Source organism: Vibrio methylphosphonaticus (assembly GCF_023634655.1).
Taxonomy (GTDB): Bacteria; Pseudomonadota; Gammaproteobacteria; order Enterobacterales; family Vibrionaceae; genus Vibrio; species Vibrio methylphosphonaticus.
In genome coordinates, this window is the sequence record NZ_JAMKMS010000003.1 from 294,077 (window position 1) to 310,552 (window position 16,476).

The following is a 16,476-nucleotide window of genomic DNA, read 5'->3' on the forward strand; positions in this document are numbered from 1 at the left end:
CGTTAACTAAGACGAATGTGAATGATCATCGTTGAGCTTATGAGGAAAATACACTCGCTTTAACTTAGTGAACAAGTGCCCAATATCTTCTAGCATGACATACAAACATGGTACCAATATCAGTGTGACAACAGTGGCGTACATCACGGCAAATCCAAGTGCGACAGCCATCGGCTTCACAAATGCTGCCTGTAGACTGGTCTCAAACATGATGGGTAATACCCCAAAGAAAGTGGTAATCGACGTCAAGGTTATCGCTCTAAATCGAGCACAACCCGCCTCCACCACCGCTTGCTTAGCACACTGACAACGCAATTTGATTTGGTTAACATAATCGGTCATGACCAAGGAGTCATTAATGACCACCCCTGCCGCGGCTATCAACCCAAAAGTCGACATCATGCTCATATCTAGACCATAAAAATAGTGTCCCCATATGGCGCCAGTTAAACTGAACGGAATGACCGACATAATAATAAATGGCTGCGCATAGCTCTTTAGTGGGATCGCCAGTAGCATATACACGGTAATCATACCGGCGATGAAAAAGACGATCTGCTCTGCCTTTTGCTTTTGTTGCTCCTCAATCGTTCCTCCTAGCTCCGTCACCACTTGTGGGTACTGAGCCTGTATATTGGGCAACACATTTTCTTCGATATTCTTAACGGCTTGATCAGGTTCTATTTGAGCTTCATCGATAGAACCGTAAACATAAACCGTTCTATAGCCATTCTCTCGGCGTATCTGGTTGATGCCCGGTTTACTATCAATATTAACCACATCACCTAACATGACCTTTTTCCCCGCAGGGGTTGTGATCAGTGCATAGCGTAAAGATGAAAATGCCTCACGAGTCAATTTGGGGTAACGCACCATCACGCGCACTTCTTCGGTATTTCGTAATACTCGCTGAGCCTCCCCCCCGTAAAAACTGCCACCCACTTGAGACGCTATACTCGCCAGATCGAGCCCAAGATCGTACGCGACAGGTTTTAAAGACAATTGAACCTCTCGACTACCTGTATCCATCGATGAGCTAATGTCATAAAGTCCCGTCTGCTGTTGCAGCTCAGAAATCAATGCCCGACCTGCCGCGTTAAGTACCTCCATATCGGGACCATAAAGCAGGTAACCAAATTCATCACCGCCTTCACCACCCGTCACGTTGTCATTAATCACAATTGACTTTAACCCAACGATGGTTGGCATTTTTTCTCGCCATCGCTTTGATAGCTCAAACGCATCCACCGGGCGAATATCTTCATCAACCAAAGGCATGATAATCATGCCTTTGGTCCGACTGGTATTGATGGTCATCATATCTCGCACTGCACGCTGACCATACTCTTGCTCAATCTCTTCATTGACCTCTTGAACAATGCGTTCAAGCGTTAACAGTGCCTCTATCGTTTGTTCGTCTGAGGCATTGCTGTTCATCTCAATGGTGATCATGGGAAAATCAGACGGGACTTTAGGACTTGGAATCATACGAACGTGCCCCGCTGTCAGCATAGCAACGCTTATAACAAGAACCGCGATAAAGCCCATTACCACCGACCATCGCCACTCTACACACCAAGATACCGTTCGTTTGTATGGTCCATCAACAAACGCAAAGAAGCGACGATTGAAACGCGCGCGATAACTGCTTTCTTTTACTGGCGTAAATTTCGTATGCGCTAAGTGAGCAGGTAAGATCAGCTTCGACTCAATTAAACTGAAAATCAGACAGAAAATAACCACAATCGATAACCCGTAGAAAAACGCTTTTTCTGGACCCGTTGAAAACAAAAACGGCACAAACACCGCTATCGTGGTCAGAACGCCGAATGTGGCGGGTGTCGCGACTCTTTGGGCGCCGCGAACGACATTTGTCACACCTCCCCCGCTTTTTTCCACTTCGCTATAAACACTCTCGCCAATAACAATGGCATCATCAACAACGATCCCTAGCACCATAATAAAGGCAAATAATGTGATGATATTGATGCTGACATCAAATAAAGGCATCAGCATAACCGCGCCAAGAAAACACACGGGGAGACCAACCATGACCCACATTGCCAAACGAAAGCGCAAGAATATGGTTAACAGTATCGCCACGAGTACTGCACCTTGCAGTAAGTTTTTCAGCATCATGTCCAAACGCGCATTAAGATAAAACGTCATATCCATTAACGTATGCAGTTGAATACCATGAGGCAGCACTTCATTCTTCGCTTCGATATAGCGTTTTACCGTTTCCGCCACTGGCACCATATTCTGGGTTTTGGTCGCTTTTACCGTGAGATAAATGCCATTTTCTCCCGAGTATTTAAAGTAGTGTTGTCCCTCGGTAAAGGCATCTTTAATATCGGCAATATCCCCCAGCAACACTTTTGAACCATTTGCCCCCAGCTTGACGGGGATCTGTCTAAATTCAAATCCATTGTAATACTGGTTCTCGATTCTGATGGAGACTAAGCCAGTACTCGTGCGCACTTGCCCTGCTGAAAAATTCGCCGAATATTTCTGAATGGCACTAACCACATCGTCCAAGGTCAAATCATAGGTACGAAGTTCATCCGGGTGAATTTCGATGCCAATTTCATCAGGCGGTGCACTTACTTCAACTAACGACACATCACCGAGCTGCAGTAATTCTTTTTCAATTTGCAGCGCCATGGTTTTAAGTTCAGGTAATGAAGTATTCCCCGACAGCACCATACCAATAACATCTTGCTTAAACTCTATTTGGGTGACTTTTATCGGTTCCATTGCTTTGGGGAAACTGGCGACCCCATCAACGCGCTGCTTGACCTTGTCTAGTACCTCCATCAAGTTCGCTTTGGTGTCGATTTCCAATGTCACCATCCCACCTCCACGGTAGGCATCGGTGACCGCTTTCTTTATTTCCGTCACGTCCTTAAGTGATTCCTCAACTTTAATCAGAATACTTTCTTCTATTTCCTGAGCAGAAACCCCCGGATAGGACGCGCTAACTTGAATATAATTAATTTCAAAATTCGGGAACATTTGTCTCTGGATCAGGAAGTAGCTCACCGTTCCCATGATCAGGATAAAGCCCATTAATAGATTGGCTGCGACTGAGTTTCGCGCAAATAATGCAATGATCCCTCGTTGAGCATTCTGACTCATTGAGCACCTCCGTCGCCGTCATCATTCACGACACGCTTAACTTGCATACCGACTTGGGGGAACTCAGGGACGGTCAGCACGAGAACATCGCCGTTCTCAAGTCCAGAATCAATATAGAAGTTGGCCTTTTCTTCACGAAGGACGTGAACCGGCTTTGGTATCAAACGATCATCAGGGTCAACCAACCAAACTCGGTCATCGCTGACCAACTCTTGAGGAATTACATATAAATCGGCAACGGTTTTACCAAAGAAGCGCACTTCGACATAAGAACCAAACGGCAACGGAGCGGCTGCAGATTTAAGCCCATAGGGGTCTTCTACTCGAATCACCATACTCACCATACGAGTCGCGCTATCCACCACCCCCAGATCTCTCACGATCATCCCTTCTCGGGTGGCTTCGGTTCGCCCTTTAGCAATAACATTAGCTTGGGTACCAATGATATTGTGGGGTAAAAATGGCGCGTCAAAACCCGCGATCGGTACCATGATTTCCGCGGTCTCAATATTATTGATTTCCGCCACTTGCGATCCAGCCGTAATATACTGACCCACACCAATGCTTCGCGATACAACTAGCGCATCATAGGGCGCTTCTATTTCACAGTTGTCTAAATCTCGCTTTGCTCGCCTTAGTCCTGCTTGCGCAGATTTAACACGCGCTTCTGCGCTCAATACTTGAGGAATTCGCAGATAAAGGTCAGAAACTTGTGTGTTGGCGATATTCTTCGCTTGTTGCTGCGCGACTTTTGCTTTTGCTCGTTCTTCAATCAAAGAAGCCTGGGATTGTGCCAATTCTGCTTCAGCTTGTAATACCGCAGCTTCATAGTTGTCCTTCTCTATGGTAAACAAGACTTCGCCACGCTTAACGACGCCTCCAGCGACAAAGCTAGGATGCCAGCTGACCACCTCTCCCGACACCTGTGTCGCCAATGCTGTCTGCTCTAGCGGTACCACTTCTCCAAAGCTTGAAATCAAAATCTGATGCGGCGTAGACGTTAACACTTGAGTCTTAACGGTTGCTTTCAACTTCAGCGGTTTTTGCTGTTCAATCTCAGGTTTCGTTTTCTGAACAATCCCATACCCCACAGCAGCAATGCCAACAATAAATATCGGTACGATCCACTTCAAGCTTCGTTTAAGCATAAACATACGTGTCCCTGTCCTTAAATTCCTCTTTGACCATTGTACGTAAAAGTAACGTCGGAAACTGTAATGAATTATCACAATACGAAATCCCGCTGCCAACATCACATATTTTCATCCCGACCCATGTTCATGAATGCAATATGAATTTCCTCCTCAGCATTGATTAACCTAACCAATATTACTATGACGTCATCAACGAGATTACGACCATCAAAGCACGGAATAGGGACTAGGATATGAAACCAATCAGCATCGTCATCATCACGCTAAACGAAGAAAAACGCATTGCGAAACTGCTCAGTGATTTATCAAAGCAAACTTTTCAGCAGTTCGAAGTCATCCTTGTGGATTCAAACAGCGATGACCTCACCACTCAAGTGGCGGAAAAATTTCGACCCGCTTTGCCCTCGCTAACCGTGCACACTATGACCGAGCGAGGCGTCAGTCGAGGACGTAATACAGGGGTATCACTTGCTAAGCATGAAAGACTGCTCTTTCTTGACGCCGACGTCAGACTCGACAAACAGTTTTTACACAAGGCAATAACCAAGCTACACAGAGAAAGGCTCGAAGTTGCTGGCGTGTATATGGGCGCTCAACAGCTCAGCCTGGCGTACAAAGCAGGCTATGGTCTATTTAATGCGGGGCTATTTGCTACTCAATACTTCTTCCCTACCGCTGTTGGAGCATGCATTTTTTCCACTCAAAGGGCCCATAACGAAATCGGTGGATTTGATGAAGCCATCGTCCTTTGTGAAGACTGCCACTACGCGAAAAAGGCAGCAATGACTTGGCGCTTTCGTTTTCTCCCATTGACGTTTCAATTCGACCCTCGTCGTTTAGAACAAGATGGCTTAATGACTATGGGCAGCACTTATTTAAAAGCCAACCTTCGACGCTTCCTATTTGGTGAGATGCGAAACAATGAAATGAAGTACGAATTTGGTCATTACCAATAACCCCCAGCACTACTTACCGTCAGCACGGCTAACCACCGGAAGAACCACATCGATATTAAATGATCACTCTAGTATTAAATGATCACACAGATATTAAAGAACAGCACCGGTATAAAAGGATGTAACAAGCCCATATGTTTGAAACTCTAGGTTTATTTCTAGGATCACTGCTGGATGCGACTATTGGTCCAAACTTAGTTGTCCCCGGCGAACCGTTTATGATTGCGGCAGGATATCAACTGTACAGCGGGGGATACCTTGCTGTATTCGCGGTATTACTTGGTGGGCTATTCGGTGATCAATTAAGCTATTTCATTGGTCATCACTATGGCTTCAACACTCAAAAACGACTGTTAGCATGGCAACCTAAAGTTCGACGACCACTGGCACGTTGTCGACTCATGATGAGCCGACATACCTTTTTACTGTTGGCCTTTTCTCGGCTACTAGGACCGATCGCTTGGGTCATGCCCTTTATGGCAGGCGCAAACCGTATTCAATGGCGCACGTTTTCACTCTACGCCTCAATCGGCTTAATATTGGGTATTGGGCAATTTGTCATTTGGGGTTATCTCCTAGCGGCAGGCCTCAACAACATCCCACTTCTCAGTGACATTAGCGGCTTTCTATCGGAGCACAAATACTCACTTGGTATCGTGATTTTAACCCTTGTTTTAACCTATTGTGGCTTTAAAAAACATTGGCGGTATCTTTGGGTCAAAGCCTGTGGCGTGTTTATTATTGGCATACTCTCGCTCAACTATTCCCATTTCTTTTGGTTCAGCGACGACGCAATTACTCCGCTCTCTACGTCAGATAACAGTAAAACGGTAGACCTGAATGCGCTTAGCTACAAAGTCTTTGCAGGGCGCTCATCCATTTATTCTGCTCAAGCGTTAAATATTATTTATTTGGGGGAGTCTCCTACCCCGTTGATGCAAACACTGGGCTGGATACAAAACAAAACCTTCTCTCGTAATGAGCTGGAATTTTGGGACTACGTCAATTTACTTAGACGTAAAACACCCCCGGTGTCAGATCTTAACTGGAATGGAGAACCTCAGCATTTGGCATTCCAACTACCCGGAACATTAACTAAACGCTCTCATGTCAGGTGGTGGAAAGCAGGGACTGATGCCCTAACTTCTGAGCCTATCTGGGTTGGGGCTTTAAGCTTTGATAATGGTTTGGCCATCACACCTTATAGTGGCATTGTGACGATTCTCCATCGTGTCTCGCCAGATGTCGATCGCGAGCGAGATAAGCTCAAAGATCATGTACTAAAAAGTAATGCTCAGTGGCACGCGGAAAAGCTCCCGTTAACCGCTCCGATCGCGATTGATAACCGTCATGACTATTTCACTGATGGGGACGTTTTAGTTCTTTCACCCAGTAAAACCGTAGACGCAACAAATGCTCTCTAGAGCAAGTAACTGAAGCACGTTCGCTAAAAACATGCCCCCTATTTCGTGCTCCACCTCCGCACCGAGACATGCGCCCCCCCTTTAATAGGGGGTCTCACACAACGCGTTGAAAGCTCAATTGATTGACTTAGTCATTATATTTCGGTTGGCGAGGCGCATTTTTAGATGCTCACTTTAGTAATAAAAACGGATACTTTAGGCGAGAAAAATGCTCTTAGTCACTAGCTATTAAAGTACAGACACACTCGACGACCATCCACTTCTCTAATATCAAATGGAATTTCATATATGGATTCCATGACATCTTGTTCTACAACCTCATGAACAGCGCCTGCTTTGATGACTTTGCCCTTTTTCATCGCCACTATATTATCTGAATAACACGATGCAAAGTTGATGTCATGGATCACAATCACCACCGCCTTATTAAACTCATGGGCAAGACGACGCAAGGTATGCATGATCTCAACCGAATGTTTAATATCGAGGTTGTTCAGTGGCTCATCGAGAAAAACATAATCCGTGTCTTGTGCAACCACCATCGCAATAAACGCCATTTGGCGCTGCCCGCCACTAAGCTGGTCTAGATATCGATGTTGGATGTCTTCAATACCTAAATGTCCCAATGCTTGATCAATAATGTCATCGTCAATCTGAGTCAGTCTTCCTTGCGAGTGTGGAAAGCGACCGAATGAAACCAGCTCTCGGATCGTAAAACGCATGTTGATGTTGTTTGACTGTCGCAATACCGCTAAATGCTTAGCTAACTCTTTGGTTTCCCATTCTGCCAGCAACTTATCGCCGATTAAGACCTCGCCGGCATCACTTTGAGTTAAGCGGCTAGCCATCGATAATAACGTGCTTTTTCCTGCACCATTTGGCCCGATAATGGATGTGACTTCACCTTTGGGAAACAGAGCGTCTGCATCTTCAACCACAAACGTCTTACCGTATTTTTTACTCAGCCCAGTTAACTTAATCACTCTAGTACCTTTAGTTAATTCGATTTCTTAACAACAAAAACAAGAAGTAAGAACCACCAACAAGATTGATGATCACACTGATTGTGGTTTGAAATACCAACACTTTTTCGACAAACCATTGCCCTGTTACCAGCAAAAATATCGCTAACAAACTACTCGCCACTATCAAAAATCGATGCTGGTATTTATTGAACATTTCACGCGTTAGACTGACGGTTATGAGTCCAAAAAATAGTACTGGGCCAACCAATGCGGTTGAGATGGCAATCATCACAGTGATCAGCATCATCATTCGTTGCGTGAGCTGCTTAGTATTCACACCTAAGCTCGTTGCATTATCAACGCCCAACCACAACACATCGAGTTTTGGAGCGTAATACCACAAAAGAGCCAAACACAGACCCAATGGGATTAAACTCCAATAGACTAACGTTGCGTTGATGTTATTAAAGCTAGCAAACATGGAATTTTGAATGGTGGCAAACTCGTTAGGGTCTACAAGCATTGTTAAAAAGCCAGTCACGCTACTAAATAAGCTTCCACAAACAATACCAATCAGTAATAGCGTAAATACATTGTTATTTTGTCGCTTAAAGTAAAAATGAAACAACAATAAACTAAAGAAGACCATAATGATCGTCGACAATAAGAAGTTGCTCATCGCATGGATAACCCAAAAGCTGCTGCTCCCTAATATCACGACCATAAGTACCTGAATCATGAGATAGAGGCTATCAAAACCCAAAATAGATGGCGTTAAGATACGGTTATTAGTAATCGTCTGAAAGACCAATGATGACGCTGAAATCGCCACGGCTGCCAAAACTATTGCCAGTATCTTTGGCGTCCGACGAGATAAAAAGAACTGATAATTATCTGCGGTTAAGCCTTGGCCAATAAACCATGCAATGATGGCGATACACCCCGCCACCAACAAAGTCACTTTATAAGAATCACGCATGGGCTTTATCTCTTAACACCAAATAAATAAACACGGCACCACCAAAAATACTGATGATCATTGAGATAGGCATTTCGTACGGGAATATGATCAGGCGGCCTAAAATGTCAGATGACAATACCAGTACGACGCCCCAATACGCAGTCCACGGTAAGATTTTCTTCATATTGTCACCCATAAACAGCGACACAATGTTGGGTACAATCAACCCTAAGAATGGGATAACGCCGACGATCATCACCACAGTAGAAGCACTCACAGCGACTAGAATCACTCCAAGAAAGACGATTTTTTGATAATCCAGCCCAATGTTCTTAGCAAAACTCTCGCCAATACTTGCGGCACTAAACTGACTGGCGTAGTAGTAGGCCAATAGACATGCGGGAATGGCTAAGTACAAGATTTCGTAGCCGCCTTGCAACACACTGGCAAAGTTGGCGACCGTCCAAGAGGACATCGTTTGAACCAAGTCATGTTGGTAGGCAATAAACGTGGTCAATGCAGACACCACATTGCCGTACATGATGCCAATGAGTGGCACAAGGACGGCGTTCTTAAACTGTAACCTTTGCAAAAACCTTACGAAAAGTAATGTCCCAGCAACAGAAAAAGCAAAGATCACGCTTAGGTGGACCCACTGAGAGGCGCCGCCAAGGAAAATCAAACCCAGAACATACCCTAAGAGCGCACAATCAATCGTGCCTGTGGTTGAAGGCGAGGCGAATCTGTTTTGCACAATCTGCTGCATGATAAGACCAGCAACACTTAGCCCTGCCCCCGCTAACATAATAGCGATTAAACGCGGGATCCGACTCACTACATAGATGGAATAGGCGTGCTCGTCGCCACGAAATACATCCGCGAGCGAAACATTGGCCGCGCCAATTAGCAGTGATGACACCGCAAGAGCACCTAGTAATATTAGGGCGAAGAGATACTTATGAATGGCCATGAAACAACATTAGACTCAGAAAATTAGATGAAACTCAGAAAGCTATATGGCTTAAATGCCATTTCATTGTCGGTAGAGCGAGTCAAAAGACTCGCTGCTCGTGCTATTTGAGAAGGTGAATGATTATAGTGCGCTCGTAATATCCGAGATCATGGTCTGAGTTGCCGTCACACCACCACCAGAAATGTACCAAGCATTAGGATCAAGTAAGACCACCTTGTTCGATTGTGCGGCTGGCGTAGAGTTAACGAGAGGGTTGTTAAACATCTCTTGCGCTTTCCCAGCACTTCGACCAATCGCTTGCTCTCTATCTAGAATAAAAATCACTTCCGGTTTCGCGTCAGAGATGTATTCAAAAGAAATTAAATTGCCATGAGACCCTTCAACTGGCGCAATATTTTGACTGGTTGATTCTGCAAAATTAAAATCGTCAAAAATAATAGAGAATCGGCTACCTTTGTTAAACATGGCGACGTTATTGCCATTATTCATCACCATTAAGGCATTTAACTGCCCTTCCTTGACTTGGTCAGCAGCGGCGGTGAGCTGTGCTTGTGTCTCTTCGATCAGCGTTTCCACTTCCTGTTCTTTATCGAATAATTGACCAAGCATACGCCAGTTGGCCTGAGTATCTTGCCAATATTGACCATTATCCACGTGAAACATCACCGTCGGAGCAATTTGGTTCAACTCATCGTAGACTCTCAACATGCGGTTTTCAGCAATAATCACATCTGGTTTCAAGGTATAAATGGTTTCAAAATCAGGTTCGCTCACCGAGCCAGTATTGGTGGTAGACGTTTTATACTGAGTGAGATAAGGCGGTAATAGCGCGTGCGGAGCCCCGACAGGTTGAACACCAATACGATCTAATACATCCAAGCTACCATTCCCCAACACCACTACTCGCTTTGGTGTTTCTTTGAACTCTGCGCTTCCTTTGTAGTGATCAACAGTAACGGCGAAGGCGCTAGTGACAAACATTGAACACGCGGCAGCTGCAATAGTTGCACGCTTGATAAAGCTAAAAACCTGATTCATCCCGTAACACCCTATATATCTTGTGGTTATATTAAACAAGCTCATTATCACCTCAACATAAATAGGAATCAATATCATTCTTATGATTAATTGCGTTTTTATTGTCATTGATCATATTTACGTTTTTCGGCTCATTGTCAGGTTTTACCAACAAATCCTCACCCAATGATATATATATGCTCAATATTTATTCTAATTTCCAACTATCCCTTCCCAAAACTTGAGAAGACACCAATAGGTGTTACATTCACTTACATAATATAAATGTATAGGTCGCTTATGGCAGGTTTAAGTCTTCTCACTCTTCTTGACGATATCACTGCAGTGCTGGATGACGTCGCATTGTTATCAAAGGTTGCCGCCAAAAAGACCGCTGGTGTTCTGGGTGATGATTTGGCACTCAATGCTCATCAGGTGTCTGGTGTGACAGCAGAGCGAGAAATACCGGTGGTCTGGGCTGTCGCTAAAGGCTCCTTCAAAAACAAATGCATATTGGTCCCTGCTGCACTCATCATTAGCTTTATCGCGCCTTGGTTAATCAATCCATTGCTGCTAATAGGTGGTCTATTTCTCTGCTACGAGGGGGCAGAAAAGATCATCGAAAAACTTTTTCATAGCAAACACGACCATTTAGAAGACGTTCCCTCTCTCAACAATGAATCGATAGAAGAATACGAGCAAAAGAAAATCGCTGGCGCCATCCGTACCGACTTCATCCTATCAGCTGAGATCATTGTCATTGCATTAGGTACGGTTCAAGGGCAGTCAACAACCGTACAAATTTTGGTGGTGTCATTAATCGCAGTGTTAATGACCATCTTCGTTTATGGCTTGGTTGCGGGCATCGTAAAGCTTGATGACTTGGGTTTCTACTTAGATAGAAAAGGACAAGGAAAAGGGGTGCTATCTTGGTTTGGACGAGGCTTAATTGCTTTTGCCCCTAGACTAATGAGAGTCCTAACCATTGTTGGCACCGCCGCCATGTTTTTAGTCGGTGGGGGAATCGTCGTGCATAACGTTCCGGCCGTGCATCACTTAATAGAACCCATTATTATGGACCTACCTAACATCTCACTTGCCAAAGCGGCGGTTCCAGTGCTGCTCAATGGTGCAATCGGAGTGGTCTCAGGAATACTCGTGGTGATCGTTATGGAAGTCGCCTCGAAAATTCGTACTGCGATGTCCTCATCATAATTACCTTTCTGGTAGATATGATGACATCGCTATCGTCAAGCACAAAACCATACTCAGACGCTTAGCCAAGTTCGCAGGTTTAAATCCCTCAAAAACATGACGAACGGTCGCCTTAATCAGGACCTTTCGCGGAGCCATTGCGCCCGCTCCCCCTTGATAAACAACGGAATTACACAAGAAAAAGTTGAATATGCGACATCCAGTCACAAAACCAACCTTTGTTGCCTAGACACAAAACCACCTGTTGCATAATGTTATAAAACATCGTCATTGTTAGGGGTTATGAATGGAATCATCGACGTTACGCCGCCCGTTTTTGGTTTGGGTTATGTTATTCGCCTCTACCATCGTCGGATGTAGCGATTCAGAAACCATTTCAACAACTGAAGTAGAACCAAAATTAGCGGTCGAAGCTCTACAACTGGTGCAAGCGGACCACTATAACGTCAAACGAGAATATGTCGGAATTATCAAAGCCGCCCAAAAAGCGAACTTGGGCTTTGAGCTTGCAGGTAAAATTTCAGCAATTTACGTGGATGTGGGCGATCACGTAGAAAAGGGACAAGCGCTCCTAACACTGGATACAGAATTACTTAAAACAGAAGCCAATCAACTGAAAGCTCGGGATAAAGAGCTTAATGCGCGCCTAAACTTGGTAAAAGCGAACCTCAAACGTCAACAAGCCTTGAAAGCGAGTGGCTTTAGTGCGGAAGCGGAAATGGATGCGTTAGATAGCGAAGTAAGTGTATTAACCTCAAGTTTACTTGGTCTGAAATCCTCGCAAAATGCAAACCAACTACGCCAACAAAAATCGACTATCCGAGCCCCTTTCTCTGGCATCATCAGCCACCGTTTGGTCACCACTGGTGATGTAGTAAATGTAGGTAAACCAACCTTAACCTTGTTATCTAATCAGGCAAAAGAAGCCGCGATTGGTATTCCTGCGAAGCAGCTAAGCAAGGTGTCCGCGCTCACCTCTCCACAAATTAGAGTCGGACAAGCTACGTATTCAGCCACGCTTGTCAATCCGGGTGCCATTGTTGACATCCATTCACGAAGTGTTGGATTGCGTTATCTTCTGCCCAACAATCTTGGGTTATTAGAAGGACAGCTGGCTTACCTAGATTTTGACGAAAAATACCACAAAACTGGGTTTTGGGTGCCTATTTCAGCCCTAACCGATGGCATGCGTGGTGTCTGGAATGTCTATATCATTAACGACAACCAAACGATAGAAAGCCGCACTATACAGGTGCTCTTTGCCGATCAAAATAAGGCCTACGTCCAAGGCGCTATTCACGCTGGCGAGCGAATTATCGCCAGTGGTTTACACCGAATCGTACCTGGGCAACAGGTTAGCATTTCACAATAGTAGGCAGTTATCATGCATTTCGTTAAGGCCATCGCCAACACTCGACTATTAATATTGATTACGGCTTTATTATTGGTGAGTGGTTACGCTGCCTATTCAACCTTGCCTCGCGCAGAAGACCCTATCATCAGTAATCGCTTTGCAACCGTGACCACCGTATTGTCCGGTGCCAGTGCTGAGCGCATTGAAGCATTGGTCACCGAAGTCGTTGAGAACAAGCTGCGAGAGCTCAATCAAATTAAGGTACTCACCTCCACATCTCGGCCCGGGGTATCGATAGTTACCGTTGAGCTCAATGATACTATCACCGAGCCTGAACCCGTTTGGTCACAAACAAGAGACAAGCTAGCAGACCTCCCCTCTTTGCTACCCGAAGGTACCAACACGCCCAAATTTGATAGCGACCATACCTATGCCTTTACCAGTATTATTGCCCTAACTTGGAATGATGTTAGTGACGTCGATCTGCTAATTTTGGGCCGCTATGCAAAAGAGCTCGCTTCGCGCTTACGTAACCTCTCTGGTACAGAGTTTGTTGATGAATATGCGCAACCTAAAGAAGAAATTCTCGTTAGCCTTGATACCGCTTCTGCCGCCGCGTTAGGCCGCTCTAGTAGCAACGTTTTAGAATCTATCTATGGCGCTGACGCTAAAAACCCCGCTGGTGAATTACTTAGCCTCAACCATCGCTTTGGGCTGGAGATCGCCTCTGAACTAGACTCACTCAATCGCGTTAGGCAAATCCCTATCAATGTCGACGATAAAGGGCACATGATTCGCCTTGAGGATATTGCGACCGTGAGCCGAATGCCAAGCTTGCCAGCCACCGAACTAGCCTACATTGACGGAAAAGTAGGGGTCATCGTGGCCGCCCGCATGCAGCAAGATCTGCGCGTTGACCGTTGGTCAGCCAGCATGGAAGCGCTGGTCGCACAATTTCAACGTGATATTCCTAGCAACATTCATGTTGAGGTTATTTTTGACCAGCAAGGGTATACCGATACCAGAATGGGTGATCTCCGAGACAGCTTACTTCTTGGCTTTGCGCTCATTTTAATCGTGCTCCTTCTCACGTTAGGGGTAAGGGCCGCGATTTTGGTTGCCATTGCCTTGCCGTTAACATCAATGCTGACACTAACGTTAATGAAAATAACCGGCCTACCGATTAATCAAATGTCGGTGACTGGACTGATTGTCGCGTTAGGGATCATGGTCGATAACGCTGTGGTGATGGTCGACACTATTCAACATAACCGAATCTTAGGTCACTCCAAGAGCAACGCCACACGCACAGCGCTCAAACATCTATGGCTTCCTCTACTTGGATCTACATTGACGACGGTCCTTGCGTTTATGCCGATTATTTTAATGCCAGGAGCAACCGGTGAATTTGTAAGTGGCATCGGCATAACGGTGTGCTTCTCTCTTATTGGTTCATACCTTATTTCCCATACCCTAATTGCTGGCTTCGCGACTCGCTTTTTACCCGCGCATTATCAAGGTCGTCATTGGTACCATACCGGGCTGTCGATCCCGGTCATGTCAAAATGGTTCGAAGCCAGTGTTCGTTCCGCCATTCGATTTCCAATATTCGCTATCGCTTTGGTATTGGGCGTCGCACTCACCGGCTTTTGGAGTACGACACAATTAACTGAACAGTTTTTTCCTCCTTCCGACCGAGATATGTTCGAAATTCAAATTTTTCTTCCTCCACAAGCGAGCATTATTCAAACACGCAACACAGCAATGCTTGTTGACGACATTATCCGTACCTACCCTAGCGTGGAACACACCAACTGGATGATTGGCGCCAATTTCCCATCGTTTTATTACAATTTGCAGGCCAGCCAACAAAACGCTCCCTACTTCGCGCAGGCCATGATTAAAACTAACGATTTTTCTGACGTGAATCGTATTATTCCCTTGCTGCAAAATGCATTAAATCGTCAAGTTCCTCAGGCACAAATTTTGGTTCGCAAGCTAGAACAAGGACCTCCATTTAAAGCGCCAATCGAGCTCAGAGTGTTTGGAAACAATTTGGATACATTAAAAGCGATTGGCCAAGACATTCGCCTTATCATGTCAAATACCCAGCATGTTACTCACACCAGAGAAACACTGCAGCCTGGCTTGCCGAAAGTGAAGCTCATGGTGAATGAGGAAGCGTCACAACTTAACGGCATTACATTAAATAAGTTCGCTCGTTTACTGCAAACAAGCTTGATTGGTCGCAACAGTGGTACGGTTCTAGAAGGGGGAGAATCCATTCCTATCCGGGTTCGGGTTTCCGACGATGAACGGGAAAACATTGCCCATTTAGGCAACTTACGCTTACCTATTGCCTCTGAGAACTATTCAACGGGTGTGAGCGTCTCTACCCTTGCAGAAATGGAACTGACCACCAGCAGAGGGGCAATTACTCGCCGTGGCGGGCAACGAGTCAACACGATTGAAGGCTATATAGAGTCTGGTGTACTCCCGCAATCGGTACTCATTGAGTTTAAGCAAGCACTTCAAAACTATACACTGCCTCCCGGATACTATCTTGAGTTTGGTGGAGAATCAGCTGGCAGAAATGAATCCATTAATAACTTAATATCAAACGTATTTGTCGTGGTGACCTTAATGGTACTGGTCGTGGTCATGTCGTTTAATTCATTTCGAATCAGCAGCATCATTTTCACGGTTGCAGGTTTGTCTGCAGGCTTAGCCATTTTATCCGTCTACTTATTCAACTACCCATTTGGCTTTACCGTGATCATTGGCTTACTGGGTGTTATCGGTCTTGCGATCAATGCTGCTATTGTCATATTGGCCGAACTAAAAGCCCGCCCCGAAACAAGCCTTGGCGATAACGAAGCCATTGTTAAGGCCGTCATGTCGTGCACTCGCCATATTACCTCAACAACCATCACCACCGTAGGTGGTTTCATTCCATTGATCATTGCTGGAGGTGGTTTCTGGCCGCCATTTGCGATTGCGATTGCTGGCGGTACCGTACTAACAACGATTATCTCATTCTATTTTGTTCCGGCGGCCTACCGATTGCTGTGTGGTAAGTCCCCTAAAAACGTAAGTTCCGCGCAAGATACCGCGAGTTGATTACGCACTTCACATGAGCGAATGACGACTATGCAAAGTGCTCACTTTTTCAGCGCCTTGCATAGTCGCTAAATGAGCGTCATGGCCCTGACTTGCTTTTATCACAAAGCGAGGATGGGTCATTCAATTTGTATCGCGCTATTGATTTAAACCGCAACAAGTCACACATCCTGCGTTTCTTCTTTACCCACTCAGCTAC

At 45.3% G+C, this 16,476-nt stretch carries 11 protein-coding genes; 5 read left to right on the plus strand and 6 right to left on the minus strand.

What is annotated here, in order from left to right:
• Window positions 1-6 precede the first annotated feature (6 nt).
• Together M9196_RS05370 and M9196_RS05375 are read right to left on the minus strand one after the other, a co-directional pair.
• Window positions 7-3,138 (minus strand): efflux RND transporter permease subunit, encoded by a 3,132-nt coding sequence (locus M9196_RS05370; protein WP_250616497.1) that lies wholly within the window; start codon window positions 3,136-3,138, stop codon window positions 7-9.
• On the minus strand, window positions 3,135-4,286 hold the full coding sequence (locus tag M9196_RS05375) for an efflux RND transporter periplasmic adaptor subunit (protein ID WP_250616498.1): 1,152 nt from the start codon (window positions 4,284-4,286) through the stop codon (window positions 3,135-3,137). Before M9196_RS05375 ends, M9196_RS05370 begins: the two co-directional genes overlap by 4 nt.
• A 239-nt stretch (window positions 4,287-4,525) precedes the next feature.
• On the opposite strand from M9196_RS05375, the gene M9196_RS05380 reads away from it, so the two are divergent.
• Window positions 4,526-5,248 carry a glycosyltransferase family 2 protein gene (locus M9196_RS05380; protein ID WP_250616499.1) on the plus strand — a complete coding sequence of 241 codons (723 nt, stop codon included), beginning with the start codon at window positions 4,526-4,528 and terminating at the stop codon, window positions 5,246-5,248.
• Between the two features lie 134 nt (window positions 5,249-5,382).
• Window positions 5,383-6,672, plus strand: coding sequence for an LssY C-terminal domain-containing protein (locus M9196_RS05385; RefSeq protein WP_250616500.1), 1,290 nt, complete (start codon window positions 5,383-5,385; stop codon window positions 6,670-6,672).
• 221 nt (window positions 6,673-6,893) lie between these two features.
• Here M9196_RS05385 and M9196_RS05390 read toward each other — a convergent pair whose 3' ends face one another.
• The 4 genes from M9196_RS05390 to M9196_RS05405 form a co-directional block, all read right to left on the minus strand.
• Window positions 6,894-7,655 carry an iron ABC transporter ATP-binding protein gene (locus tag M9196_RS05390; protein WP_250616501.1) on the minus strand — a complete coding sequence of 254 codons (762 nt, stop codon included), beginning with the start codon at window positions 7,653-7,655 and terminating at the stop codon, window positions 6,894-6,896.
• A 10-nt stretch (window positions 7,656-7,665) separates the two neighbouring features.
• Window positions 7,666-8,616 carry an iron chelate uptake ABC transporter family permease subunit gene (locus M9196_RS05395; RefSeq protein WP_250616502.1) on the minus strand — a complete coding sequence of 317 codons (951 nt, stop codon included), beginning with the start codon at window positions 8,614-8,616 and terminating at the stop codon, window positions 7,666-7,668.
• Window positions 8,609-9,568: an ABC transporter permease gene (locus M9196_RS05400; RefSeq protein WP_250616503.1), complete on the minus strand. Its 960-nt coding sequence runs from the start codon at window positions 9,566-9,568 to the stop codon at window positions 8,609-8,611. Before M9196_RS05400 ends, M9196_RS05395 begins: the two co-directional genes overlap by 8 nt.
• Window positions 9,569-9,691: 123 nt before the next feature.
• A complete protein-coding gene (locus M9196_RS05405) occupies window positions 9,692-10,552 on the minus strand; it encodes a siderophore ABC transporter substrate-binding protein (protein ID WP_319946323.1) in 861 nt (286 codons plus the stop codon).
• Between the two features lie 336 nt (window positions 10,553-10,888).
• On the opposite strand from M9196_RS05405, the gene M9196_RS05410 reads away from it, so the two are divergent.
• The 3 genes from M9196_RS05410 to M9196_RS05420 all read left to right on the plus strand — a co-directional run bounded on the left by M9196_RS05410 (window position 10,889) and on the right by M9196_RS05420 (window position 16,277).
• Entirely contained in the window at window positions 10,889-11,803 is a 915-nt protein-coding gene (locus tag M9196_RS05410) for a DUF808 domain-containing protein (protein ID WP_250616505.1), read from the plus strand.
• Between the two features lie 286 nt (window positions 11,804-12,089).
• Window positions 12,090-13,175, plus strand: coding sequence for an efflux RND transporter periplasmic adaptor subunit (locus M9196_RS05415; RefSeq protein ID WP_250616506.1), 1,086 nt, complete (start codon window positions 12,090-12,092; stop codon window positions 13,173-13,175).
• Window positions 13,176-13,187: 12 nt separating this feature from the next.
• Window positions 13,188-16,277 carry an efflux RND transporter permease subunit gene (locus tag M9196_RS05420; protein WP_250616507.1) on the plus strand — a complete coding sequence of 1,030 codons (3,090 nt, stop codon included), beginning with the start codon at window positions 13,188-13,190 and terminating at the stop codon, window positions 16,275-16,277.
• Window positions 16,278-16,476 lie beyond the last annotated feature (199 nt).

What these genes read in the sequence shown, in the direction of transcription:
- M9196_RS05370 (WP_250616497.1), bottom strand. Translation starts at nt 3,138, where the DNA reads ATGAGTCAGAATGCTCAACGAGGGATCATTGCATTATTTGCGCGAAAC.
- M9196_RS05380 (WP_250616499.1), top strand. Translation starts at nt 4,526, where the DNA reads ATGAAACCAATCAGCATCGTCATCATCACGCTAAACGAAGAAAAACGC.
- M9196_RS05405 (WP_319946323.1), bottom strand. Translation starts at nt 10,552, where the DNA reads ATGTTTGTCACTAGCGCCTTCGCCGTTACTGTTGATCACTACAAAGGA.
- M9196_RS05410 (WP_250616505.1), top strand. Translation starts at nt 10,889, where the DNA reads ATGGCAGGTTTAAGTCTTCTCACTCTTCTTGACGATATCACTGCAGTG.
- M9196_RS05395 (WP_250616502.1), bottom strand. Translation starts at nt 8,616, where the DNA reads ATGCGTGATTCTTATAAAGTGACTTTGTTGGTGGCGGGGTGTATCGCC.
- M9196_RS05400 (WP_250616503.1), bottom strand. Translation starts at nt 9,568, where the DNA reads ATGGCCATTCATAAGTATCTCTTCGCCCTAATATTACTAGGTGCTCTT.
- M9196_RS05385 (WP_250616500.1), top strand. Translation starts at nt 5,383, where the DNA reads ATGTTTGAAACTCTAGGTTTATTTCTAGGATCACTGCTGGATGCGACT.
- M9196_RS05420 (WP_250616507.1), top strand. Translation starts at nt 13,188, where the DNA reads ATGCATTTCGTTAAGGCCATCGCCAACACTCGACTATTAATATTGATT.
- M9196_RS05375 (WP_250616498.1), bottom strand. Translation starts at nt 4,286, where the DNA reads ATGCTTAAACGAAGCTTGAAGTGGATCGTACCGATATTTATTGTTGGC.
- M9196_RS05415 (WP_250616506.1), top strand. Translation starts at nt 12,090, where the DNA reads ATGGAATCATCGACGTTACGCCGCCCGTTTTTGGTTTGGGTTATGTTA.